The 21,542-nt window shown below is 71.5% G+C and carries 19 protein-coding genes; 13 read left to right on the top strand and 6 right to left on the bottom strand.

What is annotated here, in order from left to right:
- Positions 1-34 precede the first annotated feature (34 nt).
- From ACIO3R_RS14815 to ACIO3R_RS14800, 4 genes are all read right to left on the bottom strand, one after another.
- A complete protein-coding gene (locus ACIO3R_RS14815; protein ID WP_402105860.1) occupies positions 35-967 on the bottom strand; it encodes a hypothetical protein in 933 nt (310 codons plus the stop codon).
- A gap of 258 nt (positions 968-1,225) precedes the next feature.
- Entirely contained in the window at positions 1,226-1,615 is a 390-nt protein-coding gene (locus ACIO3R_RS14810; protein WP_385024925.1) for a hypothetical protein, read from the bottom strand.
- Between the two features lie 174 nt (positions 1,616-1,789).
- The gene (locus ACIO3R_RS14805; RefSeq protein WP_402105858.1) at positions 1,790-5,110 is read right to left on the bottom strand and encodes a S41 family peptidase; all 3,321 of its coding nucleotides are present in this window, start codon (positions 5,108-5,110) and stop codon (positions 1,790-1,792) included.
- Positions 5,111-5,412: 302 nt separating this feature from the next.
- Complete coding sequence (locus ACIO3R_RS14800) at positions 5,413-6,783, bottom strand: tol-pal system YbgF family protein (RefSeq protein ID WP_402105857.1); 1,371 nt, start codon at positions 6,781-6,783, stop codon at positions 5,413-5,415.
- Positions 6,784-6,983: 200 nt separating this feature from the next.
- Between ACIO3R_RS14800 and ACIO3R_RS14795 the strand changes: the two genes are divergently transcribed.
- The 7 genes from ACIO3R_RS14795 (at position 6,984) to ACIO3R_RS14765 (ending at position 14,121) form a co-directional block, all read left to right on the top strand.
- A complete protein-coding gene (locus ACIO3R_RS14795; protein WP_402105855.1) occupies positions 6,984-7,109 on the top strand; it encodes a lasso RiPP family leader peptide-containing protein in 126 nt (41 codons plus the stop codon).
- A 160-nt stretch (positions 7,110-7,269) separates the two neighbouring features.
- Positions 7,270-9,105 carry an albusnodin/ikarugamycin family macrolactam cyclase gene (locus ACIO3R_RS14790; protein ID WP_402105853.1) on the top strand — a complete coding sequence of 612 codons (1,836 nt, stop codon included), beginning with the start codon at positions 7,270-7,272 and terminating at the stop codon, positions 9,103-9,105.
- Complete coding sequence (locus ACIO3R_RS14785; protein WP_402105851.1) at positions 9,089-9,379, top strand: PqqD family peptide modification chaperone; 291 nt, start codon at positions 9,089-9,091, stop codon at positions 9,377-9,379. The genes ACIO3R_RS14790 and ACIO3R_RS14785 overlap by 17 nt, the downstream gene beginning before the upstream one ends.
- 5 nt (positions 9,380-9,384) lie before the next feature.
- Entirely contained in the window at positions 9,385-9,798 is a 414-nt protein-coding gene (locus ACIO3R_RS14780) for a lasso peptide biosynthesis B2 protein (protein ID WP_402106048.1), read from the top strand.
- 84 nt (positions 9,799-9,882) lie between these two features.
- Complete coding sequence (locus ACIO3R_RS14775) at positions 9,883-10,893, top strand: protein-L-isoaspartate O-methyltransferase (RefSeq protein WP_402105849.1); 1,011 nt, start codon at positions 9,883-9,885, stop codon at positions 10,891-10,893.
- 314 nt (positions 10,894-11,207) lie between these two features.
- Positions 11,208-11,780 (top strand): TetR/AcrR family transcriptional regulator, encoded by a 573-nt coding sequence (locus tag ACIO3R_RS14770; protein ID WP_385024919.1) that lies wholly within the window; start codon positions 11,208-11,210, stop codon positions 11,778-11,780.
- A gap of 115 nt (positions 11,781-11,895) precedes the next feature.
- Positions 11,896-14,121 (top strand): MMPL family transporter, encoded by a 2,226-nt coding sequence (locus ACIO3R_RS14765; RefSeq protein WP_402105847.1) that lies wholly within the window; start codon positions 11,896-11,898, stop codon positions 14,119-14,121.
- 220 nt (positions 14,122-14,341) lie between these two features.
- Here the strand turns inward: ACIO3R_RS14765 and ACIO3R_RS14760 are convergent, their stop codons facing one another.
- Positions 14,342-14,635: an SsgA family sporulation/cell division regulator gene (locus ACIO3R_RS14760; protein ID WP_402105846.1), complete on the bottom strand. Its 294-nt coding sequence runs from the start codon at positions 14,633-14,635 to the stop codon at positions 14,342-14,344.
- Positions 14,636-14,822: 187 nt separating this feature from the next.
- Here ACIO3R_RS14760 and ACIO3R_RS14755 point away from each other — a divergent pair, with 187 nt between their 5' ends.
- The 5 genes from ACIO3R_RS14755 (at position 14,823) to ACIO3R_RS14735 (ending at position 19,448) form a co-directional block, all read left to right on the top strand.
- Positions 14,823-15,887 carry an energy-coupling factor ABC transporter permease gene (locus tag ACIO3R_RS14755; protein ID WP_402105845.1) on the top strand — a complete coding sequence of 355 codons (1,065 nt, stop codon included), beginning with the start codon at positions 14,823-14,825 and terminating at the stop codon, positions 15,885-15,887.
- Positions 15,887-16,648, top strand: coding sequence for a cobalt ECF transporter T component CbiQ (gene cbiQ / locus ACIO3R_RS14750; protein WP_385024907.1), 762 nt, complete (start codon positions 15,887-15,889; stop codon positions 16,646-16,648). Before ACIO3R_RS14755 ends, cbiQ begins: the two co-directional genes overlap by 1 nt.
- The gene (locus ACIO3R_RS14745; protein WP_385024904.1) at positions 16,645-17,430 is read left to right on the top strand and encodes an energy-coupling factor ABC transporter ATP-binding protein; all 786 of its coding nucleotides are present in this window, start codon (positions 16,645-16,647) and stop codon (positions 17,428-17,430) included. Before cbiQ ends, ACIO3R_RS14745 begins: the two co-directional genes overlap by 4 nt.
- A gap of 66 nt (positions 17,431-17,496) precedes the next feature.
- Positions 17,497-18,657, top strand: coding sequence for a serine hydrolase domain-containing protein (locus ACIO3R_RS14740; protein ID WP_385025132.1), 1,161 nt, complete (start codon positions 17,497-17,499; stop codon positions 18,655-18,657).
- Complete coding sequence (locus ACIO3R_RS14735; protein WP_385024900.1) at positions 18,654-19,448, top strand: SDR family NAD(P)-dependent oxidoreductase; 795 nt, start codon at positions 18,654-18,656, stop codon at positions 19,446-19,448. The genes ACIO3R_RS14740 and ACIO3R_RS14735 overlap by 4 nt, the downstream gene beginning before the upstream one ends.
- Positions 19,449-19,490: 42 nt before the next feature.
- On the opposite strand, the gene ACIO3R_RS14730 is transcribed toward ACIO3R_RS14735, so the two are convergent.
- Positions 19,491-19,979, bottom strand: a complete 489-nt coding sequence (locus ACIO3R_RS14730; protein WP_402105843.1) for a MarR family winged helix-turn-helix transcriptional regulator — start codon at positions 19,977-19,979, stop codon at positions 19,491-19,493.
- A 59-nt stretch (positions 19,980-20,038) separates the two neighbouring features.
- Between ACIO3R_RS14730 and ACIO3R_RS14725 the strand changes: the two genes are divergently transcribed.
- The gene (locus ACIO3R_RS14725) at positions 20,039-21,532 is read left to right on the top strand and encodes an MFS transporter (protein ID WP_385024894.1); all 1,494 of its coding nucleotides are present in this window, start codon (positions 20,039-20,041) and stop codon (positions 21,530-21,532) included.
- The last annotated feature ends 10 nt before the right edge of the window (positions 21,533-21,542 follow it).

Genomic DNA, 21,542 nt, shown 5'->3' with positions numbered 1-21,542 from the left:
ATGCACTTACGCGTCAAAGCGCGCAGATTCCTTGTCATGAGTTCGTGGCCCAATACCGCCACCCGACCTCTTTTGTAGGCAGTTTCGCGGTTCCCGAGCCAACCTTGACCTTGCTGCAGCGGTCTGAACTGGTTTTGTACTTTGTCCAGTTCACCTTGTATCCCCAAGAGCCGTATTGCAGGTGGCCATACTTTTTTGCGGGGATCGCGTGAGTGTATGTGTGCCCCACAGTGACCCCTACCTCACCCACCACCTTGGCGCTGTACTCCGCCTTGACCTCGGCGAGAACGACACTGGCAGAGACCCCGGCGGTCCCACTGACCTCGACCCCGATCTTTCCCGCCTTCTCCACGCTCACTCTCATGGAACCGCCAGGACCGTCTTTGTAGCTGGTTCCGTTCCACCAGGAAGGGACGTGGTAGTTGGTCTTGTCGCTCACTTTCACCCACGACGTGGCCGGGTTGTCGCAACGCATGATCCCGGAATCGCCGTCGGTGCTCACCTCAGGAAGTGCAGAAAGGGTTTGGTCGGCCACGACGTCGGCGACTGATTTGGATGATCCGTCCACCACGCTGTCACCTGATTCCTGCGAGGCAACTTGGTCGGAGGTGACATTCTCAGGCGCTGCGTCGGACGGCTCCTCGGCTGCGCCGGCGGTGGTGGTTAACAGCAGGGTGAGAGCCAGAATCGTTGCTGGAGTGAATGCATGCCGAAATGCTGTTTTTTTCATGTAGTTCCCCCTGCGAATGACACCCGGACGACTGCGCTGGTCTCCGATCAATCTACGCTGCTGTTGTGAAGAGATGGGAAAATCACCGCAATCCTGAGGAAGCCTTGAGGATGGAATGAAAGCTTCCGCGTCGCGGCCGGTGACCATGACGCGGTAGCCGCGTGAGTGGAGCAGTTCGGCGGTCGCCCTGCCCGTTCCGCTGGTTCCGCCAGTGATCAATGCTGCGGATGCGGGCATGATGCGCTCCTTTGCGTGTTCCGGGCCGCGGGGTGGAGGCGTGGGCGCGCCGGCCACGCTGTGGGCCGGGAGGTGGCGGCCGGCCTCCCAGGAGATCCTCGAAACGGCTCTGCGTCTGGAGGGCCCGCGCGGTGATCGCGACGGCGTTCGCGTGCCCGGACGCCGCGTCGATGACGTGGGTCGACAGCGGGGGCGAGGGCGAGATCATGGACCTGTACGACGCGTGCCTGGCCGAGGTGCGGGGCTGACCCGCGGGGGTCAGTCGGTCCGGGGGATGGTCCGGCGGCCGGCAGGCGGCCAGACGGTCAGCTGCGCCCCGTCGCAACTGACCGTCCGGCCCGGGTACATGGCCTGGACGGCGGCCCGGTCCAGGCCGTCTATGTCGCCGCGGAGGATGACCGCGCCCGGCTGGTGGGAGACCCACACCGTGCCGACCGGCCACACCACGATCGTGTTCCCGCACTGGGTGACGTGCCGCCAGGGGTACGTCTCGCGCAGGGCTGCCAGCGCACTGTCCCCGCGGCCGTCGGCGTAGTCCCCCTCAAGGCATACGAGCGTGTGGTGGCGGCTCGCCCGGACGGTGCCGTCGGGCCACGGCCGGTCGTAGGAGTGAGGGCCCAGTGCGTCGGCGCCGTTGCGGCCGAACATTAAATGTTCCGGAGAGCGAACGTGTTCATGTGAATCGGACACCGGGCAACCCCCAAATCGCTTCGGACCTCGCAGAGTTGCTGACAACCCGAGGCTTTGCGTGAGGAAATCTATAAGATTGCTTCCGCGAATTGCAAGCGATATTGGTGAGCCGTGCCCTGGAGGGGCGGGCGTTCAGGGGGTCGGTGACGGGCTCTCGGCGGCGGTGCCGGACCCGCGCGGCGGCAGCGGTGGCCGCCTCAGATTCGGGGCGCCCTCGTACGTCGGCGGGGTCGCCGGGGGGTTGGCGGCCAGCAGGTCCAGGGCCATCCAGACCGCGTCGTCCAGCACCGCGTGGCGGCCCTCCGCCCAGTCCAGCGGTGTGCGCAGGGCCTCCACGTCGGGGGAGACGCCGTGGTTCTCCACCGACCAGCCGTAGGCGTCGAACCACGCGGCGTTCATCGGGACCGTGATCACCGTGCCGTCGCCCAACTGGTGGCGGCCGGTCATGCCGACCACGCCGCCCCAGGTGCGCTGGCCCACCACCGGGCCCAGCTTCAGCAGGCGGAAGGCGGCGGTGATCATGTCGCCGTCGGAGGAGGTCGCCTCGTCGGCCAGGGCGACCACCGGGCCGCGGGGGGCGTTGGAGGCGTAACTGACCGGCTGGGCGTTGCGGGTGAGGTCCCAGCCGAGGATCGTGCGGGTGAGTTTCTCGACGACGAGTTCGCTGATGTGGCCGCCCGCGTTGCCGCGTACGTCCACGATCAGGGCCGGGCGGGAGACCTCCAGGCGCAGGTCCCGGTTGAACTGGGCCCAGCCGGAGCCGCCCATGTCGGGGATGTGGAGGTAGCCGCAGCGGCCGCCGCTCATCTCCCGTACGACCTCGCGGCGCTTGGCCACCCAGTCCTGGTAGCGCAGCGGGCGTTCGTCGACCAGCGGGACGATCGCGACCCGGCGGGAGCGGCCCTCGCCCTCGGCCGGCCGGAAGGTCAGCTCGACCGTGGTGCCGCCCGCGGCGGACAGGAGGGGGTAGGGGCCGGTGACCGGGTCCACCGGGCGGCCGTCGACGTGGGTGAGGACCGCGCCCTCCCTGATGCCCGTACCGGCCAGTGGGGAGCGGGCCTTGGAGTCCGAGGAGTCGCCGGGCAGGATGCGCTGTACGGTCCAGTCGCCGTCCCGGCACACCAGGTTCGCGCCGAGCAGGCCCATCGCGCGCTGGTAGTGCGGCGGGCCCTCGTTGCGGCGGGCGGGGGCCACGTAGGCGTGCGAGGTGCCCAGTTCGCCCAGGACCTCGCGCAGGAGATCGGCGAACTCGTCCGGGGTGGCGACCCGTTCGACCAGCGGGCGGTACTGGTCCAGGATCGCGTCCCAGTCGATGCCGCACATGTCCGGCTCCCAGAAGTAGGAGCGGATGATGCGCCCGGCCTCGCCGTACGCGCCCCGCCACTCCGCCGGCGGGTCGACCTCGTGCAGGATGCGGCGCAGGTCCAGGTAGACCGTGGAGTCGATGTCGCCCGGCTCGTTCGCGGGGACGGCGCGCAGCTCGCCGTCGTCCATCACGACCAGCCGGGAGGCGTCGCCGCTGACGGCGAACCAGTCGAGGTGGCTGACGAGTTCGGTCCTCTTCGCCTTGGCGATGCTGAAGTGCTCCAGCGTCGGCCGGCCCGACATGTCCGCCGGGTTGGCGAACGTCTCGCCGAGCGCGCCGGAGATCGGCCAGCGCAGCCAGACCAGTCCGCCGCCGCTGACCGGGTACAGCGCCGAGTACTTGGAGGCGGAGACCGGGAACGGCGTGACCCGGCTCTCCAGGCCCTCGAACTCGACGGTGACCGTGGACCCCTCCGACGTACCCGCCTCCGCGGTGTCCACCGGGTCGAGGCCGCCCGCGGCGGGCCGGCCGTCGGGGGAGAGCGCGAAGGGGGAGGGGGTCGCGGAGGAGAGCGGGACCAGGTACGGGCGGCAGCCGAGCGGGAAGGAGAGGTCGCCGGTGTGCACGTCGTACACCGGGTCGAAGCCGCGCCAGGACAGGAACGCGAGATAGCGGCCGTCGCCGGTGAAGACGGGGTTCTCGTCCTCGAAGCGGCCGTTGGTGACATCGACGATCACGGGGGAGTCGGCACCCATGATCCGGGCGAGTTTGATCTGCCGCAGCGAGCGGCCGATGCCGGGGTGCGACCAGGTCAGCCAGGCCCCGTCCGGGGAGAACGCCAGATCGCGGACCGGGCCGTTGAGGGAGCGGATCAGTTCGACGGGTTCGCCGGTGCCGTCCTCCGCGGTGTCCAGGAGGAGCAGCCGGCCGTCGTGCGAGGCCATCGCGAGCGTCTCGCCGTCGGCGTCCGCGATCAGCTCCTGGACCCGGCCGACCTGGCCGGAGGCGAGCCGGCGCGGGGCGCGGTCGCCGCTGGCACGCGGCAGGTAGGCGATCTCGATCGCGTCCTCGCCCGCCGCGTCCGTCACGTACGCCACCTGGCCGCCGCTGCCGAGCATCTCCGGCAGCCGGACCCGTACGCCCGGGGTGTCGGCGATGGTGCGGGCGGGACCGTCGCGGTGGGTGAGCCAGTACAGGCTGCCGCGTACCGATACGGCGCTGGCCCGGCCGGTCTCGTCCACGGAGAGCGAGTCGACATGGCTGGCGGCCGGCACCTGGTAGGGGCGCCGGCCGGCGCGCTGACCGCCGAGCCGTACCTCCAGCCTGCGGGGGACCGCGCCGGGCGACTCCAGGTCGTCGGCCAGCCACAGCTCGCCCGCGCACTGGTAGACGACCCGCCGCCCGTCGCTGGAGGCGTGCCGGGCGTAGAACGCGTCGTGGTCGCTGTGGCGGCGCAGACCGGTGCCGTCGGGCAGGCAGGAGTAGAGGTTGCCGACGCCCTCGTGGTCGGAGAGGAAGGCGATCCGGCCGGCGACGAACATCGGTGAGCCGAGGTGTCCGCCGATGTCCGGGAGCAGCCGCTCGCCGTGCAGCCACAGGCGTCCCGTCGCCCCGCCCCGGTACCGCTTCCAGGCGGCGGGCTCGTGCGGCGGGGTGCCGGAGAGCAGCAGGGTGCGGCGCTCGCCCGCGATGTCCGCGACGGCGATGTCGGAGACCGGGCCCCAGGGCAGCCGGCCGCCGGGGCTGCCGTCCGTGGGCACGCTGTAGGCCCAGGAGAAGTACGAGAACGGCTGCCGGTGCGAGGAGACGGCGAGGATCTGCGCGGCGTCGCCGTCGTCCGGGGTCCAGCCGCAGACCCGGGCGTCCGTCGAGCCCCAGTGGGTGAGCCGGCGGGCCGGGCCGCCGGTGACGGGCGCGAGATGGATCTCGGGGTCGAGGCTGCGCCAGGTCGTGTACGCGATCCGGGTCCCGTCGGGGGAGAAGCGGGGGTGGCCGACTCTGGTGCGGTCGACGGTCACCCGCCAGGCGCGTCCGGGCCGGTCGCCCTCGGGGACGAGGGGGGCGACCCAGAGATCGTCCTCCGCGGCGAAGCAGAGCAGATCCTCGTGGAGGTGCGGGAACCGGAGATACGAGACGTCGTCACTCACCCCCCAATGCTTTCCGTGCACGAGGGCGGCGGCAACTTGGGGTGCCGTTGACGAGCGGGGAACCAGGTGTCAAGTAACCCGTGAGTAACCTTTTGATCGAAGGGGCGTGTGTGCCGCGCGGTGCGGGCCCGGCGTGCCGTGGGGAACGCCGAGGACGGGGGCGCCCTTGGTGCGGTACTGGGGTCGTGGATCACAAGCGTTCTTCCAGGTCGCGACTGGTCGGGCGGGGCTCGGGCACTGCTGCGGGCGGTCTGGAACCGGGCCGGGTCCGTCACTTCCTGTCCCCGACCCGGAGTGTCGGGTCAGCCGCGGTCGCTGAGGAAGTCGATGGCGCGTTCGTCGAGTTCGGCGGCGCATCGCACGCCGCGGCTGCGGAAGCGGGCGAGGTCGCTGCGCATGCTGGTGACGGCCTTGCGGGTGCGGACGGACCGTACGCCGTCCATGTGGTCCAAGGCCCGGCCCCAGGTGGTGCATGCCTGCTCGATCTGGCCGCCCTTGAGCTGCATCTCGGCGCCGGCCACCAGGTCGAGGGCGACGATCCGGGCGTACGTGCCGGACGGGCGGGAGGTGGCGGCGCGGCCGTACTGCTCGGCTGCGGCACGGTGTTCACCCAATGTCTCGTAGACCTTTGCGGTGCGCGAGTGGACCGATGCCACTGGAGGCCCCCAGGCGAGAGCCCAGAACGGCACCTCGTCCCCGGGGCGGGCGGCCAGCAGGGCACGCGCCCGCTCGGTCTCCGCCAGGGCGGCCTGCCGCCGGCCGGACTTGGCCAGGGTGTGGGCGTGGACGATGCGGAAGAGGGATTCCGTCTGGGTGCCGACCTTGCCCTTGGCCCGGTTCAGGCCGGTCTCGGCGAGGCCCTGGCAGTGTTCGGGGCGGTGCAGTTTGAGCCCTTGCATGGCCATCGTGCGCATCACGAAGCCGTCGTGCCCGGTGATGCCGGATTCCACGGCGAGCGCGTAGGACTGCAAGTAGTACCTTTGCGCGAGTCCCTGCTGGCCTGCGTCGTAGCTCTTCCAGCCGAGCAGGTGAACGCCGCGGGAGGCGGCGGAGAGCATGTGCCGGCGGATCTCCTCGGTGCGGAAGCGGCCGCGGCACAGCGGGGAGACGTCGTCGCGCAGGTACTGCACCAGCGCGCTGCGGCCGTGCTGTCCGCCGTGGCGTTCGTCCATCTCGGAGAAGACCCGCACCATGTCCCGTACAGCGGCGACTTCGGCCATGCCGACGGTGTGGCCGGTGCGTGCGGCTGCCGTGCGGTCGGCGATTTCGCGTACGTAGGAGAGCGGCAGGGCGGCGGCGGCCACCGAGTAGGCGGAGGCGGTCAGGAAGCGGCGCCGGTCCAACTCGAACCTCCACATCGGCAGCAGGGTGTCGATCGGATCGTTGCCGAGGGACAGCCCGATGCCGTCACTGTCCTGCGGCTCTGCCAGGCCGAGGTCGCCCGGGGTGAGCAGGCGGCCGAGGCGGCGGGACAGTGCGGCGGCGAGGTAGCGGCCGGTGTCGCCTGCCGGTGTCACGCCGGCGATCCAGTGCTCCACGGTGGACTTGTTGGTGCGTAAACCGGTGCCGCACTCGGCGGCCACGGCGCGGACCGCCTTGGCCAGGGCCCCGTACGTCCAGCCGGTCTCGGTGACGAGATCGCGGAGCTTGTGGTTCGGCGTGCGCGTGGTCATGAGCACCTGCCCGTATACCCGATATACCGCTTGGCCTGCCCACCACCGTACCGCCGCGCCGGGTGCGCGGGTTGACTGTTCATCAGGTCGGGCGGCAGGGCTCAAGCGGTTTCCCCGGGGTCCTGCCGTACGGCTCGCACCACCCGTCTACCTGCGTCCATTCCCGGGCGTGAGGGACGGCAGTCATGGAGGTACGGATCATGGAGCAGACCATCACCCCCGTGTACGTCGCGCCGGTCGTGCTGGACGCGGGTGACGTCGTTGAGGTGACGCTGGGCACGCAGAACTTCGACACCGCCGACGACACCCAGTACAAGAACGCCTGACCCCTCGGGTCCGCCGGGTCGGACGGGGCGCACGCCGCTCTGTCCGACCCGGCCCAAGGGGCGCCGGGCCCGCCATACACGTGCTGGGGCACAGACGGGCGGGCCCGGCGCTCTTCTCGGTTCCTGACCAGGCACGACGACGGTGGAGGAGAGGGCGGCGATGCGGTGGAGCACAGGGCGGTACGGGTCAACGGAAGAAGCCAGACGGCCCCGGGACGGGCGCCCGGTGCCCGGCGTCGAGGCGGCATGGACGGCGGGCTGGCCCACGGGACGGGTGCGGTCGGTGAGCCAGGGGCCGGTGTCGCTGGCCGTGATCGGGGACTGCGGGGCCGACGACGACCAGCTTGCCGCGCGGCTGCCGGCGGTGCGGGGCGGGCGGTGGCAGGAGCTGACCCGGTGGCCCGGCTCCTACCTGGCCGTCGCCCGCAACGGGGTGTCGCTGGCCGTGGTCGGTGATCTGGCCGGGCAGCACCCGGTGTACTGGCGAAGCCACGGCGGCACAGTGTGGTGGGCGACGTCCGCGCTGGCGCTGGCCGCCCTTGACGGGGCGCCGGTCGACCCGACCGCCCTGGCCGCGCACCTCGCGCTGGCCCAGCCGGACGTCCTGGGGCAGCGCAGCCTCACGCGGTGCGTCGAACGGGTGCCGGGTGGGCACCTGCTGCTGGCCGACCCCTCGGGCGCCCGTACGGTGCGCTTCGAGCCGGCCGAGTACGAACGCGTGGATCTGCCCGTCGCCGCGGCGACGGTACGGGCCGCCCTGGTCGAAGCCGTCGCCACCCGGTGTGATGGGCGCCCGGTCAGCGCCGACCTGGCCGGACTCGACTCCACCACGCTGGCCTGCCTCGCCGCACAGCGGGGCCCGGTCACCGCGGTGACGTTCGCCGACGAACGTCTGCGCGACGACGATCTCCCCTACGCGACCCGCACCGCCGCGGCAGTGCCGAACCTGACCCACCACGCGGTCGCGGGCACCGCGAACACCGTCTACTACGACGGACTTGACGACCTGAGCAGACTGCCGGTGACCGACGCGCCCAACGCATACGCGGTCACCGCGTCGATCAAACGGGCCGTGCTGGACACCGTGGCCGCCCACCACCCGGACGCCGGCCTGCACGTGACCGGTTCGGCCGGGGACGCGGTGCTGTCCGCGCCCTCCTCCTACCTCGCCGACCTGCTGCGCGAGCGGCAGCACCGCCGGGCCTGGTCCCACGCGCTCGGTCATGCCCGGCTGCGGCACACCTCCGCCTGGTCGGTCCTCGGGCGGGCCCGCCCGGCCTCCCGCGCCGGCCTGGCTGGCGCATGGCAGCAGACGGCCGCCGAACTGCGCGGCCCCGTACGGGAGTGGGTGCCACAAGCGTCCCGTCCGGTGTCGTGGACGCCGCTGCTGGCCACGGCCGACTGGATGAGCTCCGACGTCCGCCACCAGCTCGCCGCTGCCCTCGACACCGCCGCCGGCCGACTGGACGACGCACCCGCACGCCTCGCCGCGTGGTCGGACCGGCAGGACCTGGCCCGTCTCGGCGCCGACACCACCGGCTGGCGTCAGATCGCGTCCGCCGAGTACGGCATCGACCTCGTCGCCCCGTATCTCGACAACGAGGTCATCCGGGCCTGCCTGGCCGTCCCCGCCGATCAGCGCGGCGCCCCGGGCCGCTACAAACCGCTGCTGAACACGGCGTTCACCGGTTCCGGGGTGCTGCCCGACTTCGTGCTCGCCCGCACGACGAAGGGCGGCTTCAACGCCCTCGCGTACGCGGGCCTGCGGGAGAACGCGCCCGTCCTGCTCGATCTCCTCGGCCCGTCCTCTCGGCTGGCCGCCGCCGGGCTGGTCACCGAGCAGCCGGTGGCGCGGATGCTCACACGGGCTGCTGCCGGACAGCCCACCGCCCAGGGCGCTCTGCACCTGGCGGTCTCCGCCGAGGTCTGGCTGCGGCAGCTCGACACCGTCGCCCCCACCTGGTGGGAGGTGAACTCCCGTGTGGCAGCTGGCTGAGAGCGCCCATCCAGTTCTCACCGACGAGGGCGGTGCGATCCTCGACGAACGCACCGGCCGCTGGACGCACCTGACCCCGACCGCGTCCGCCGCGCTCCTGCTCCTGCTCGCGGACACCACCGCGGAGGAGGCTGCCGGGCAGTACACGGAGCGCTACGGACTCCCCGCCGGGCAGGCCGGCGCCGACTTCCGTACGGTCGCCGACGCGCTGACCGCGCAGGGTCTCGCCGTCGAGGAGCCCGTGAGCCGTCGCGGTTGGTGGGGGTGGCGGTGACGAGCATGGAGGCGTACTCCACCGTCCGCACCGGGACCTTCCCCGAACGCCTGGCCGCGGCGGCCGGTCTCGCCCTGGCCCTGGTGCTGCTGCGGCTGCCGTTCCGGTACACCGTCCGGATCGTGCGCTGGGCACGGCGGGCTGGACGCCGGCCGCTTGCCCCGGGGCGGGCCGGGGCTCTGGTCGAAGCGGTCCGGCACACCGGCCACCTGTGGCCCGGCCGCGCCGCCTGCATGGAAACCTCCCTCGGCGCGGTACTGGCCGCAGCCCTCATGGGGCGGCGCCTGAACTGGTGCCTGGGGGCGCGGTTCTCCCCGCCGCCGGTCGAGTACCACGCCTGGGCGGAGCTGCCTGGCCACGGCCCGGTCGGTGAATACACCGAAGCGGGCTGGCACCACCACACCGCACTGACCATCTGATCGCGTCACCGGGCGCCGTGTCCTTCACCCGCCCGGAGCAGTTGACCGAATGCGTGTACCCGTACCCCTCGAAGGAGCGAGCTGATGTCCGCCGTCGCCCTGGCCGCCGAGACCGTCCCCGAGCGCCACTACACCCACCACGAAGGCCGCGGCGCCACCCCGCACCGCTCGAACCCGGCCGTCATCCACCGTGAACTGACCACGCTGGGTGTCGAGACGGGGATGAACGTGGTGGAGTTCGGCACCGGCTCCGGCTACTCCGGCGGTCTTCTCGCCGAGCTCGTCGGCCCCACGGGCAGGGTGACCAGCCTCGACATCGACACCTACCTGACCCGCTGGGCGGGCCTCATCCACCACCAGCGGGGCGTGGACCATGTCCGCTGTCACGCCGCCGACGGCACCGGCGGCTTCCCCACGCGGGCCCCGTACGACCGGATGGTGGCCTGGTGCACCCCGCCGCTGCTGCCAGGCGCGTGGGTGGACCAGGTGGTCGACGGCGGCCTCATCGTCGCCCCGTTGCCGATCGCGGCCGTGCCCAACATGACCGTGGTCGCCAAGATCCGCGTCACCAGCGGCGAGCCGGCCGTAGAGGAAGTGTTCACCGGCGGGTACATCGAGGCGACCAGCTCACCGAAGACCGACCTCGACCTGCCCGGCCGGTGGGTGGACTGGGAGAACCGTGTCCCCGACCCGTCCTGGATCTCGATCGCCTGGCGCGGCGAGGACGACCACCTGCACACCGGTGCCCGCATTGCGCTGGACCGGCTGCTGAAGGACGCGCACACCGAGCCGTACGCGGGCGCGGAGATCGATCTGCCGTCCTGGCGGACCTTCGCCGCCACCCGCGGCGACCACCGGCTCACCGCGGCCGGGCTGAGGCCGGACCTGTGGGCGATCGGCCACACCACCACCACGACGGCCGCCGTCATCCAACAGGACGGCACGATCCTCGCCGACGTCCCCGACTCCCCGTCCCTGACCGTCCTGCGCGACTGGCTGAAGCAGTGGGAAGAGGCCGGGCGCCCCGCCCCCGCCACCTACACCCCCGCCCTGGTCCGCAACGGTGACGGCTGGGACCTGCGACTCTCCCGATAGCCCTGTCACTGCCGCTCACCCACGCTGCCCCGGGACACTTCGGCGTCCCGGGGCAGCGTGGTCTTCGTTCCGAAGCCGGTACATGTACCAGGTCCGCCAGCCCGGCCGGGCTGCTTCGCTCGTTAACGGCACCCCGACTTGTGGTGCGGAACACAAGCGAAACGATTCCGTTTCGCTGGGCGCCCGGGGTACCGTCGATGTGTACGAAACAGTTTCGTTCGGTTGACTGACGTTCGGTTGACCGATGTTCGATCGAGCGGTGTTCGATCGAGTGGCGTACACATCGCACGAGCTCGGGAACGGGGGGTCGACACATGGCACGCACACGGCTCACGCCCGAGCGCGAGAGCGAGCTGTACGCCGCCGTGCTCGACCTGCTCCGCGAGGTCGGATACGACGCCCTGACCATGGACGCCGTCGCCGCGCGCACCCGTTCCAGCAAGGCCACCCTCTACCGCCAGTGGGGGAGCAAGCCCAAGCTCGTCGTCACGGCTCTGCGGCACAACAAGCCCGTTTCCCTCGGCGAGGTCGACACCGGCTCGCTGCGCGGTGACTTCCACGCCGTCCTGAGCCGTACCGATGACTGCCAGATGGAGAAGGACGCCGCGCTGATGCGGGGTCTGAGCCATGCCGTCCACGACAACCCCGACCTCCTCCAGGCCCTGCGCGAACTGCTGGTCGAACCGGAAATGACCGGTCTCGAAAAGCTGCTGAGCCGAGCCCTGGACCGCGGTGAGCTGCGCCCGGACAACCCGGCGCTGAAGTACGTACCGCACATGCTGATCGGTGCTTTCACCGCTCGGCAGCTGATCGAGGACCGCGCTGTCGATCACGCGTTCCTCACCGATTACGTCGACTCCGTGATTCTCCCCGCTCTCGGAGTCTGACCCCCGTCCCTCGCACGGCCCTCTCCCCAAGCCCCACCTGACACGCCGCTCTCGTCGTCGGGCTGGTTCCTCACGCCCTTTTTCCACTCAACGACCTGACCGGGAGTACGCCTCCGTGGCCACATTCCTCTACAAAATCGGACGGCTCGCCTTCCGGCGCCGCCGCTATGTCGCCCTGATCTGGGTGGCACTGCTGGCACTCGCCGGATTCGGCGCGGCCTCCGCGTCCACCGCCACCTCCAGCTCCTTCTCGATCCCGGGCACGGAGGCGCAGAAGGCCTTCGACCTGCTGGAACAGCGGTTCCCGGCGGCCAGCGCCGACGGCGCGACCGCGCGCATCGTCTTCAAGGCCCCCGACAACGAGAAGATGACGGACCCGGCCAACAAGGCCGACGTCAAGAAGATCACCGCCCAGCTGAAGTCCGGCTCGGACCAGGTGGCCTCTGTCGTCGACCCGTACGACGGCAAGGCCGTCTCCAAGAACGGCTCGACCGCGTACGTCTCGGTCACCTACAAGGTCAACTCGATGGAGCTGACCGACGCGACCCGGGACGCCCTGGAGGACGCGGGCGAGGCCGCCCAGAAGACCGGGATGACCGTGGAGATCGGCGGTGACGCGCTCCAGGTGATGCCGGAGACCGGAGCCACCGAGATCATCGGTGTCGCCCTGGCCGCGGTGGTCCTCGTCATCACCTTCGGATCGCTCATCGCGGCGGGGCTGCCCCTGCTCACCGCGCTGATCGGCGTCGGCATCGGCGTCTCGTCGATCACGGCGCTGGCCAACGTGCTGGACCTCGGGTCCACCACCTCGACCCTCGCGATGATGATCGGCCTCGCGGTCGGCATCGACTACGCGCTGTTCATCGTCTCCCGCTACCGCGCCGAACTGGCCGAGGGCCGGGAGCGCGAGGAAGCGGCGGGACGCGCGGTCGGCACGGCCGGTTCCGCGGTCGTCTTCGCCGGGCTCACCGTGGTCATCGCCCTGGTCGGCCTGGCCGTCGTCAACATCCCGATGCTGTCGAAGATGGGCTTCGCCGCGGCCGGCACGGTCGCCATCGCCGTCCTCATCGCGCTCACCCTCGTCCCGGCCATGCTGGGCTTCGCGGGCAAGCGGGTCATGGGGCGCAAGGCCCGCAAGGCCGCGGAGGCGGAGAACAAGCCCGAGGCCAAGCCGAACATGGGCACCCGCTGGGCACGGTTCGTGCTGCGCAAGCCCGTGTGGGTGCTGCTCGTCGGCGTCCTCGGCCTGGGTGCGATCGCGATCCCGGCCGCGTCCCTGGAGATGGGTCTGCCGGACGACGGCTCCCAGCCCACCAGCACCACTCAGCGCCGCGCCTACGACCTGCTCTCCGAGGGGTTCGGCCCCGGCTTCAACGGCCCGCTGATGGTCGTCGTCGACACCGAGAACAGCTCCGACGGGAAGACCGCCGCCAAGCGGGTCGGCGACGAGATCTCCGACATGCCCGGCGTCGTCGCCGTCACCCCGGCCAACTTCAACAAGGCCGGCGACGCGGCGATGATCACCGTCGTCCCGAAGGACCGGCCCAGCTCGGTCGAGACCGAGAACGTGGTCCACGCGATCCGCGACGCGGGCCAGGACATCAAGTCCGACACCGGCGCCGAGATCCTGGTCACCGGTTCCACCGCGATGAACATCGACTTCTCGCAGAAGATGAACGACGCGCTGCTGCCGTACCTGGCGCTCGTCGTCGGCCTCGCCTTCCTGCTGCTGATGGTGGTCTTCCGGTCGGTCCTGGTGCCGCTGAAGGCGGCGCTCGGCTTCCTGCTCTCGGTCGTCGCGGCCCTGGGCGCGGTCGTCGCGGTCTTCCAGTGGGGCTGGCTCGGCTCGCTCCTCGGGGTCGAGCAGACCGGTCCGATCATGTCGATGATGCCGATCTTCATGGTGGGTGTGGTCTTCGGTCTCGCGATGGACTACGAGGTCTTCCTCGTCACCCGGATGCGTGAGGCGTACGTCCACGGCGAGCAGCCCGGCCAGGCGATCGTCACCGGCTTCAACCACGGTGCCCGGGTGGTCACGGCCGCGGCCGTGATCATGATGGCGGTCTTCTCCGGCTTCATCGGCTCCAGCGAGTCGATGATCAAGATGATCGGCTTCTCGCTGGCCATCGCCGTCTTCTTCGACGCGTTCGTCGTCCGGATGGCGATCGTGCCCGCGGTCCTCGCCCTGCTCGGCAAGCGGGCCTGGTGGCTGCCGCGCTGGCTGGACCGGGTCCTGCCCAACGTGGACGTGGAGGGCGAGGGGCTCCGCAAGGAGCTCGGCGCCGCCGAGGACGGCGCCGGTCCGGACCACGGCGGCGAGCGCGAGCTGACCCGCGTCTGACCCGCCCGCCGAGAGCCGCAGACCTCCGGAGCCGCGCCTGAGCGGAGCACGGCCCCGGATGCGCCGGTTACCTGTGGGGACGGGGGACCGGAGCGACGAGAGCCCCCGTGCACCTGGTGTGCACGGGGGCTCTCGGCATGACGGGGGACAGCCCTTGGGAGATCTCAGGCGCGGGCGGTCTCGGTCCTGGCCTCGGTGTGGGTGCGCCGCAGGAAGCGGATCAGGGGGCGCTGTCGAACTGCACCACCTCGACACCGGTCGGCGCGTGGAGCTCGACGACGAGCTGAGCCCGGCCGCACGGCCAGATCCGGTAGCTGTCGTGCTCGACCGGGGCGCGCAGCCCCCGTTCCAGCGCCTCGCGCTCGACGGCCCACTCCGCGCCGCCGGGGAAGGCGACCCGGATCGTATGCGGATCGTCGGCGGTGTCGTACCGCAGCTCTACCGGGACCGTGGGCAGGTCGCGGGCGTCGGTGACGAGCCGGGCTCGGGCATGTTCTTTGATCACGGGGGACATGGGCCGGCTCCTCCTGTATGTATATCTTCGTCCTCTAATGTCCCATATTTTAGGCAAAGAGCACGGTGAGAACCCTGGGCAGTTGTGACGGAGGTGCTCTTGCGAATCGTTCGCAACAAGGTTCTATTATTGAGAGGTTCATGACCCCGCGCAGTCAGGCAGTAACGCAGGAAGCGGAGCCTCCCCCATGCATGTACCCGACGGATTCATCAACGCGCCCGTCTCCGCAGTCGCCGGAGTCGTGGCCGCCGGAGCCGTGGCCGTCAGCCTGAAGGGCGCCCGCAGGGAACTGGACGAGAAGACCGCGCCGCTGGCCGGGCTGGTCGCCGCCTTCATCTTCGCCGTGCAGATGCTGAACTTCCCGGTCGCCGCCGGTACCAGCGGCCATCTGCTGGGCGGGGCGCTGGCCGCGATCCTGGTCGGCCCGTACACCGGCATCCTCTGCGTGTCCGTCGTCCTGCTGATGCAGGGCATCCTGTTCGCCGACGGCGGGCTGACCGCGCTCGGCGTGAACATCCTCGACATGGGCATCGTGACGACCGTCGTCGCGTACGCACTCTTCCGCGGACTGGTCGGCCTGCTGCCGCGCACCCGCCGCTCCATGACCGCCGCCGCCTTCGTCGCCGCACTCGTCTCCGTACCGGCCGCGGCCTGCGCCTTCACGCTGATGTACTGGATCGGCGGCACCACCGACATCCCGATCGGCAAGGTCTTCACCGCCATGGTCGGGGTCCACGTCCTGATCGGTATCGGCGAGGCCGTGATCACCGCGCTGACCGTCGGCGCCGTCATCGCCGTACGCCCCGACCTCGTCCACGGCGCCCGCGGGCTCACCGCCCCCCTCAAGCTCCGGATCGACGGCGAACTCGTCGACGCACCCGCCCGCGAGTCCGCCGCCCCGGCCCCGGCCGCCCGCTCCAACCGGGGCCTGTGGGCCACCGGCCTGGTCACCGCGCTGGTGCTCGCCGGCTTCGTCTCCTACTACGCCTCCGCCAACCCCGACGGCCTGGAGAAGGTCGCCACCGACCAGGGCATCGACAAGAAGACCGAGGAGCACGCCTCCAAGGACTCCCCGCTCGCCGACTACGGCGTCAAGGACATCTCCGACGCCCGGATCTCCGGCGGACTGGCCGGAGTGATCGGCGTCGGCGCCACCCTCGTCGTCGGCAGCGGCGCCTTCTACGTCGTCACCCGCCGCCGCACGAAGGACGAGCCCGCGGGCGGCAACACCCGTACCGGCGAGAAGGTCTGATGGGCGCGGGGCACGCCCACAAGCTCTACCGGCACGGGCACTCGCCCGTCCACGACCTGCCGCCGCACTGCAAACTCGCCGCCGTCTTCTGCTTCGTCGTGGTCGTCGTCTCCACCCCGCGCGAGGCGGTGTGGGCCTTCGGGCTGTACGCGCTGCTGATCGCCGGCGCCGCCGCACTCGCCCGCGTCCCGGCCGGCTTCCTCCTCAAACGGCTGCTGATCGAGGTGCCGTTCGTCGCGTTCGCGCTGCTCATGCCGTTCGTGGTGCCCGGCGAGCAGACCCACGTCCTCGGCCTCTCCGTCAGCGTCCCCGGCCTCTGGGGCGCCTGGAACGTCCTGGCCAAGGGCACCCTCGGCGTCGCCGCCTCCGTGCTCCTCGCCTCCACCACCGAACTGCGCTCCCTGCTCCTGGGCCTCCAGCGGCTGAGACTGCCCCCGCTGCTCGTCCAGATCGCCTCCTTCATGATCCGGTACGGCGACGTGATCAGCGACGAGATGCGCCGGATGTCCATCGCCCGCCGCTCGCGCGGCTTCGAGGCGCGCGGGATACGGCAGTGGGGCGTACTGGCGAAGTCGGCCGGCGCGCTCTTCATCAGGTCCTACGAGCGCGGCGAACGCGTCCACCTCGCCATGGTCAGCCGCGGCTACACCGGCACCATGCCGGTCATCGACGAGGTGACCGCCTCGCGCACCCAGTGGGCGTACGCCTCGGCACTCCCCCTGCTCGCCCTCGCCGTGTGTCTGCTGGGATGGACCACATGAGCCAGTCCGCCGTCGCCCCCGTACCGTCCACACCGCCGTCCCTTGAGGTCAGCGGCCTCGCCTACGCCTACCCCGACGGCCACCAGGCGCTCTTCGGCGTCGATCTGACCGTCGCACGCGGCGAGCGCGTCGCGCTGCTCGGCCCGAACGGGGCGGGCAAGACCACCCTCGTCCTGCACCTCAACGGCATCCTCGACGCGGGCGCCGGCACCGTCCGGGTCGCCGGGCTCCCGGTCGGGAAGCGCGACCTCGCCGAGATCCGCCGCCGCGTCGGCATCGTCTTCCAGGACCCCGACGACCAGCTCTTCATGCCGACCGTCCGCGAGGACGTCGCCTTCGGACCCGCGTCGAGCGGACTGCGCGGCGCCGAACTGGAGGAGCGGGTCACCGACGCGCTGAAGCAGGTCGGCATGGAGGAGTACCTCAACCGGCCGCCGCACCACCTCTCCTTCGGCCAGCGCCGCCGCGTCGCCGTCGCCACGGTCCTCGCGATGCGCCCGGAGATCCTCGTCCTGGACGAGCCCTCCTCCAACCTCGACCCGGCCTCCCGCCGCGAACTCGCCGACATCCTGCGGTCCTTGGACGTCACCGTGCTGATGGTCACGCACGACCTGCCGTACGCCCTGGAGCTGTGCGGCCGCGCGGTCATCCTCAGCGACGGGGTCATCGTCGCCGACGACCGCACCCAGGACCTCCTCTGCGACGAGCAACTGATGCGCGCCCACCGCCTGGAGCTCCCCTTCGGGTTCGACCCCGGCTCCGTGAAGGTGAACATGAGGTAACCCGCCCCACGTCCGACCTGCGGCGCAATGCACCATGGGGGGATGAGCGGGAGCGCGGGAACAGGCGTGGACGTACGGGGCACGGCGGCACCCGGATTCGAACCGGTCCGGGATGCCTTCATCCGTAACTTCGAGCAGCGCGGCGACCGCGGGGCAGCGGTCACCGTCTACCGGCACGGGCGCAAGGTCGTCGACCTGTGGGCCGGGACCAGGGACGTCGACGGCGTCGAACCGTGGGCCGTCGACACCGTGCAGGTCGTCCGCTCGGCCGGCAAGGGCATCGCCGCCGCCGTCCCGCTGCTGCTGCACCAGCGCGGCCAGATCGATCTGCACGCGCCGGTCGGCACCTACTGGCCGGAGTTCAAGGCCAACGGCAAGGAGCGCGTACTCGTACGCCACCTCCTCGCCCACCGGGCCGGGGTCCCGGCCCTGGACCGGACACTGACCCCCCAGGAGGCGGCCGACGGGGTGAGCGGGCCGCGGGCCGTCGCCGCCCAGCGCCCCCAGTGGGAGCCCGGTACCGAGCACGGCTACCACGCGCAGACCTACAGCTGGCTCGTCGGTGAACTGGTGCGCCGCGTCACCGGACGCACCGTCGGCCGCTGGGTCGCCGAGGAGATCGCCCGCCCGCTCGGCCTGGACTTCTGGTTCGGCATCCCGGCGGACGAGGCGCACCGGGTGGGCCGGCTCGGCCCGGTCGAGGCACCCGCGGGCGACGGCACGGGCGCGCTGCGGATGCGCCCCAAGCGCTCGGTGGTCGACGCCTACCGCGACCCGGACTCGCTGACCCGCCGGGCGTTCGGCGCGATCGACCCGTTCCCCGACGAGAACGACCCCGGCTACCGGGCCGCCGAACTCCCCGCGTCCAACGGCACCGCCACCGCGCGGGGCCTGGCCCGCTGCTACGCCGCGATGATCGGAGCGGTCGACGGCCACCGGCTGTTCGCCCCCGCCACGCTGACGCTGGCCCGCACAGAGGAGTCCGCGGGCCCCGACCGGGTGCTGGTCGTCAACACCCGTTTCGGGCTGGGCTACATGCTGCACGGCCCGGCCTCCCCGCTGCTCTCCCCGGGCTCCTTCGGGCACCCGGGGCGCGGCGGTTCGCTCGGCTTCGCCGACCCTGAAACGGGCATCGCCTTCGGCTATGTGACGAACGGTCTGCAGAAGGGAGTCACCGCCGACCCCCGTGCCCAGGCACTGGTCCGCGCAGTACGGTCGGCGCTATGACTACTGCTGCGCTCGCGCGATTCGACGGATACGGCGTCCTCATCACCGGTGCGGGCCAGGGCATCGGCGCCGCCACCGCCCGCCGGCTGGCGGACGAGGGCGCCCGGGTCCTGGTCACCGACCTGGACCCGGACCGGGCCGCGCGGGTGGCGGCGCAGATCGTGGCGGCCGGTGGCGTGGCCGAGGCGCTGGGCTGCGACGTGACCGACCGGGCGGCGGTCGAGGCGGCGGTGGCCCACGCCGTCGCGGTGTTCGGGGCGCTCGACGTACTGGTGAACAACGCCTACGCGTGCACCCCGGACACCGCGCTCTTCGAGGACGAGCCGGACGAGGTCTGGGAGCGCGACCTCGACGTCACCCTCAGCGGCGCCTACCGGTGCGCGCGTGCCGCGCTGCCGCATCTCGCGGCGTCCGGCCGGGGCGCGATCGTCAGCATCGGATCGGTCAACGGTGTGCAGGACTTCGGCAACCACGCCTACAGCGCCGCCAAGGCGGGCCTGGGCAGCCTCACCCGTACGCTCGCGGGCCACGCCGGACCGCGCGGGGTGCGGGTCAACCTGGTCACCCCCGGCACGATCCGCACCGACGCCTGGGCCGGCCGCGAGGCCGAACTCTCCCGGATCAGCGGCCTCTACCCGCTCGGCCGGGTCGGCGAGCCGGAGGACATCGCGGCCGCCGTCGCCTTCCTCGCCTCCCGCGACGCGGCCTGGGTCACCGGGACGACGCTGTGCGTGGACGGCGGGCTGACCGCGGTGAACACGGGCTTCCGGCAGGCCTTCGCGAAGGACTGAGCCGTCGGTACGGAACCCCGGACCGGCCCGGGTCGGCCCGGCTCAGCGGTCGGTCGCGTCGTCGTACACGCCCACGATCCGTTCCAGGAAGGCCGCCACCACGGCCTGTTCGTCCCGCGAGAGCTCCGCCGCGGCCTCGGTGACGCCCTCGATGACGGGTGCCACGTGCTCGTACGCCGTCGCGCCCCAGTGCTCGGCCGGGGTGACGATCACCTTGCGGCGGTCGGTGGGGTGCGGCTCGCGGATGGCGTGGCCGCCCGCGACGAGCCGGTCGATCACCAGGGTCGTCGCCGCCGTCGAGGCGTCCAGCCTGCGCGCGAGATCGGTGGGCGTCGTCGGCCCGACGTTGACGAGGTGGTCCATCACGGCGAGACCCGCCGCGTCCACCCGCAACCGCCGTCCCAGAAAGCGTTCGAACCGCTGCTGCCGGAGCGTCAGGTTCCGTAGCTGCTCGCGGATGGCACCACCGGACGTCGCGGAGCCTGCGGGCGCCGGTGCGGCGGGGTCGGTGGCGGGCGGTTTGACATCCATGCCGCTCAGGATACTCTCGATATTGCTAAGAATATTGGTAATCAATGATCTGAGGTAAAATGAGCGCGACGGAGCCGATCGCCGCACCGGGCGCCGACCAGGGCCCGCGTCCGGCCGGGGAAACCCCCTACCGGTGGCGCTGGCTGATCCTGGCGGTGATGCTCGTCGCGGAGATCATGGACCTGCTGGACGCGTCCATCGTCAACGTGGCGGGACCGGAGCTGGAGAAGTCGCTCGGGGCGGGACCCGTCGGCCTCCAGTGGGTGATCGGCGGGTACGCGCTCACCCTGGGCGCGGGCCTGATCCTCGGCGGCAGGCTCGGCGACCGGTACGGGCGGCGCCCGATGTTCCTGCTGGGCCTGGCCGCCTTCACGCTCACGTCGCTGCTCTGCGCGTGCGCACCCACCATCGAGTCGCTGATCGTCTTCCGGCTGCTCCAGGGCACCGCGGGCGCGATGCTCCTGCCGCAGGGCCTCGGGCTGCTGCGGGAGAACTTCTCCGGCGCCGAACTCACCAAGGTCTTCGGCATCTTCGGCCCCGTCCTGGGCCTCGGCGGCATCGTCGGCCCGGTCCTGGGCGGCGGACTGATCCAGGGCGACTTCCTGGGCCTGGGCTGGCGGCTGGTGTTCCTGGTCAACCTGCCCATCGGCATCGTGGCCCTGATCGTCGCCGCGAAGGCCGTACCGAAGAAGCCGGGCGACCGCACGGTGGTCGTCGACGGCGTGGGAGCGGCCCTGGTGGCGCTGTCCTGCGCGCTGCTGGTCCTGCCGCTGAACCAGGGCCAGGACGCCGGCTGGCCGCTGTGGACCTGGCTGTGCATGGCCGCGTCCGCCCTCGGCTTCGCCGCCTTCGCGTTTCAGCAGCGCCGCACGGCCGCCCGGGGGCGTCAGCCGCTGGTGACACCCGCGCTGCTGCGCAAGCCCGCGTTCACCGTGGGGCTCGGCGGGATCGCGCTGTTCTTCGGCGGACTGGTCGGCAGCCAGCTCGTGCTGACCCTCTACCTCCAGATCGGGCAGCACTTCACCGCAGGTGAGGCCGGTCTCGGCAACCTGCCGCTCGCCGTGGGGACCGCGATCGGCGGCGCGGTCAGCGGCGCCTTCCTCGCCGAGCGGATCGGCCGGGCGGTCCTGCAGATCGGCCCGCTCGTGCAGCTCGCGGGCGCCGGACTGCTCTGGTACGAGCTCGGCGCCACCGGCTCGTTCTCGGTGTGGGACATCGCGCCGGGCGTGGCCGTCTCCGGTATCGGGGCGGGCATGGTGATCGCCGCCCTGTTCAGCTTCATCCTCGCGGCCGTGGACGACAGCGAGATCGGCTCCGCCTCCGGGGTGCTCACGGCGGTGCAGTCCATCGGCGGCTCGATCGGGGTGGCCGTCTTCGGCTCGGTGTTCTTCGACCGGGCCGGAGCGGGTGAGTTCACCGCCGGCTACCGCCATGCGCTGATCGCCCAGGCCTGTCTGCTGGTGGCCTTCCTGGCCATCACCCTCCTGCTGCCGAAGCAGGCGCGGCCGGAGGGCGAGGAGTACGCGGGGGCCGGGGAGGGCGCCGGCGTGTGACGCACGCGGC

It is taken from the genome of Streptomyces sp. NPDC087428, from assembly GCF_044744085.1.
Classification (GTDB): domain Bacteria; phylum Actinomycetota; class Actinomycetes; order Streptomycetales; family Streptomycetaceae; genus Streptomyces.
Note: the sequence above shows the minus strand (reverse complement) of the source record. Positions and strands in the feature narration are given on the sequence as shown.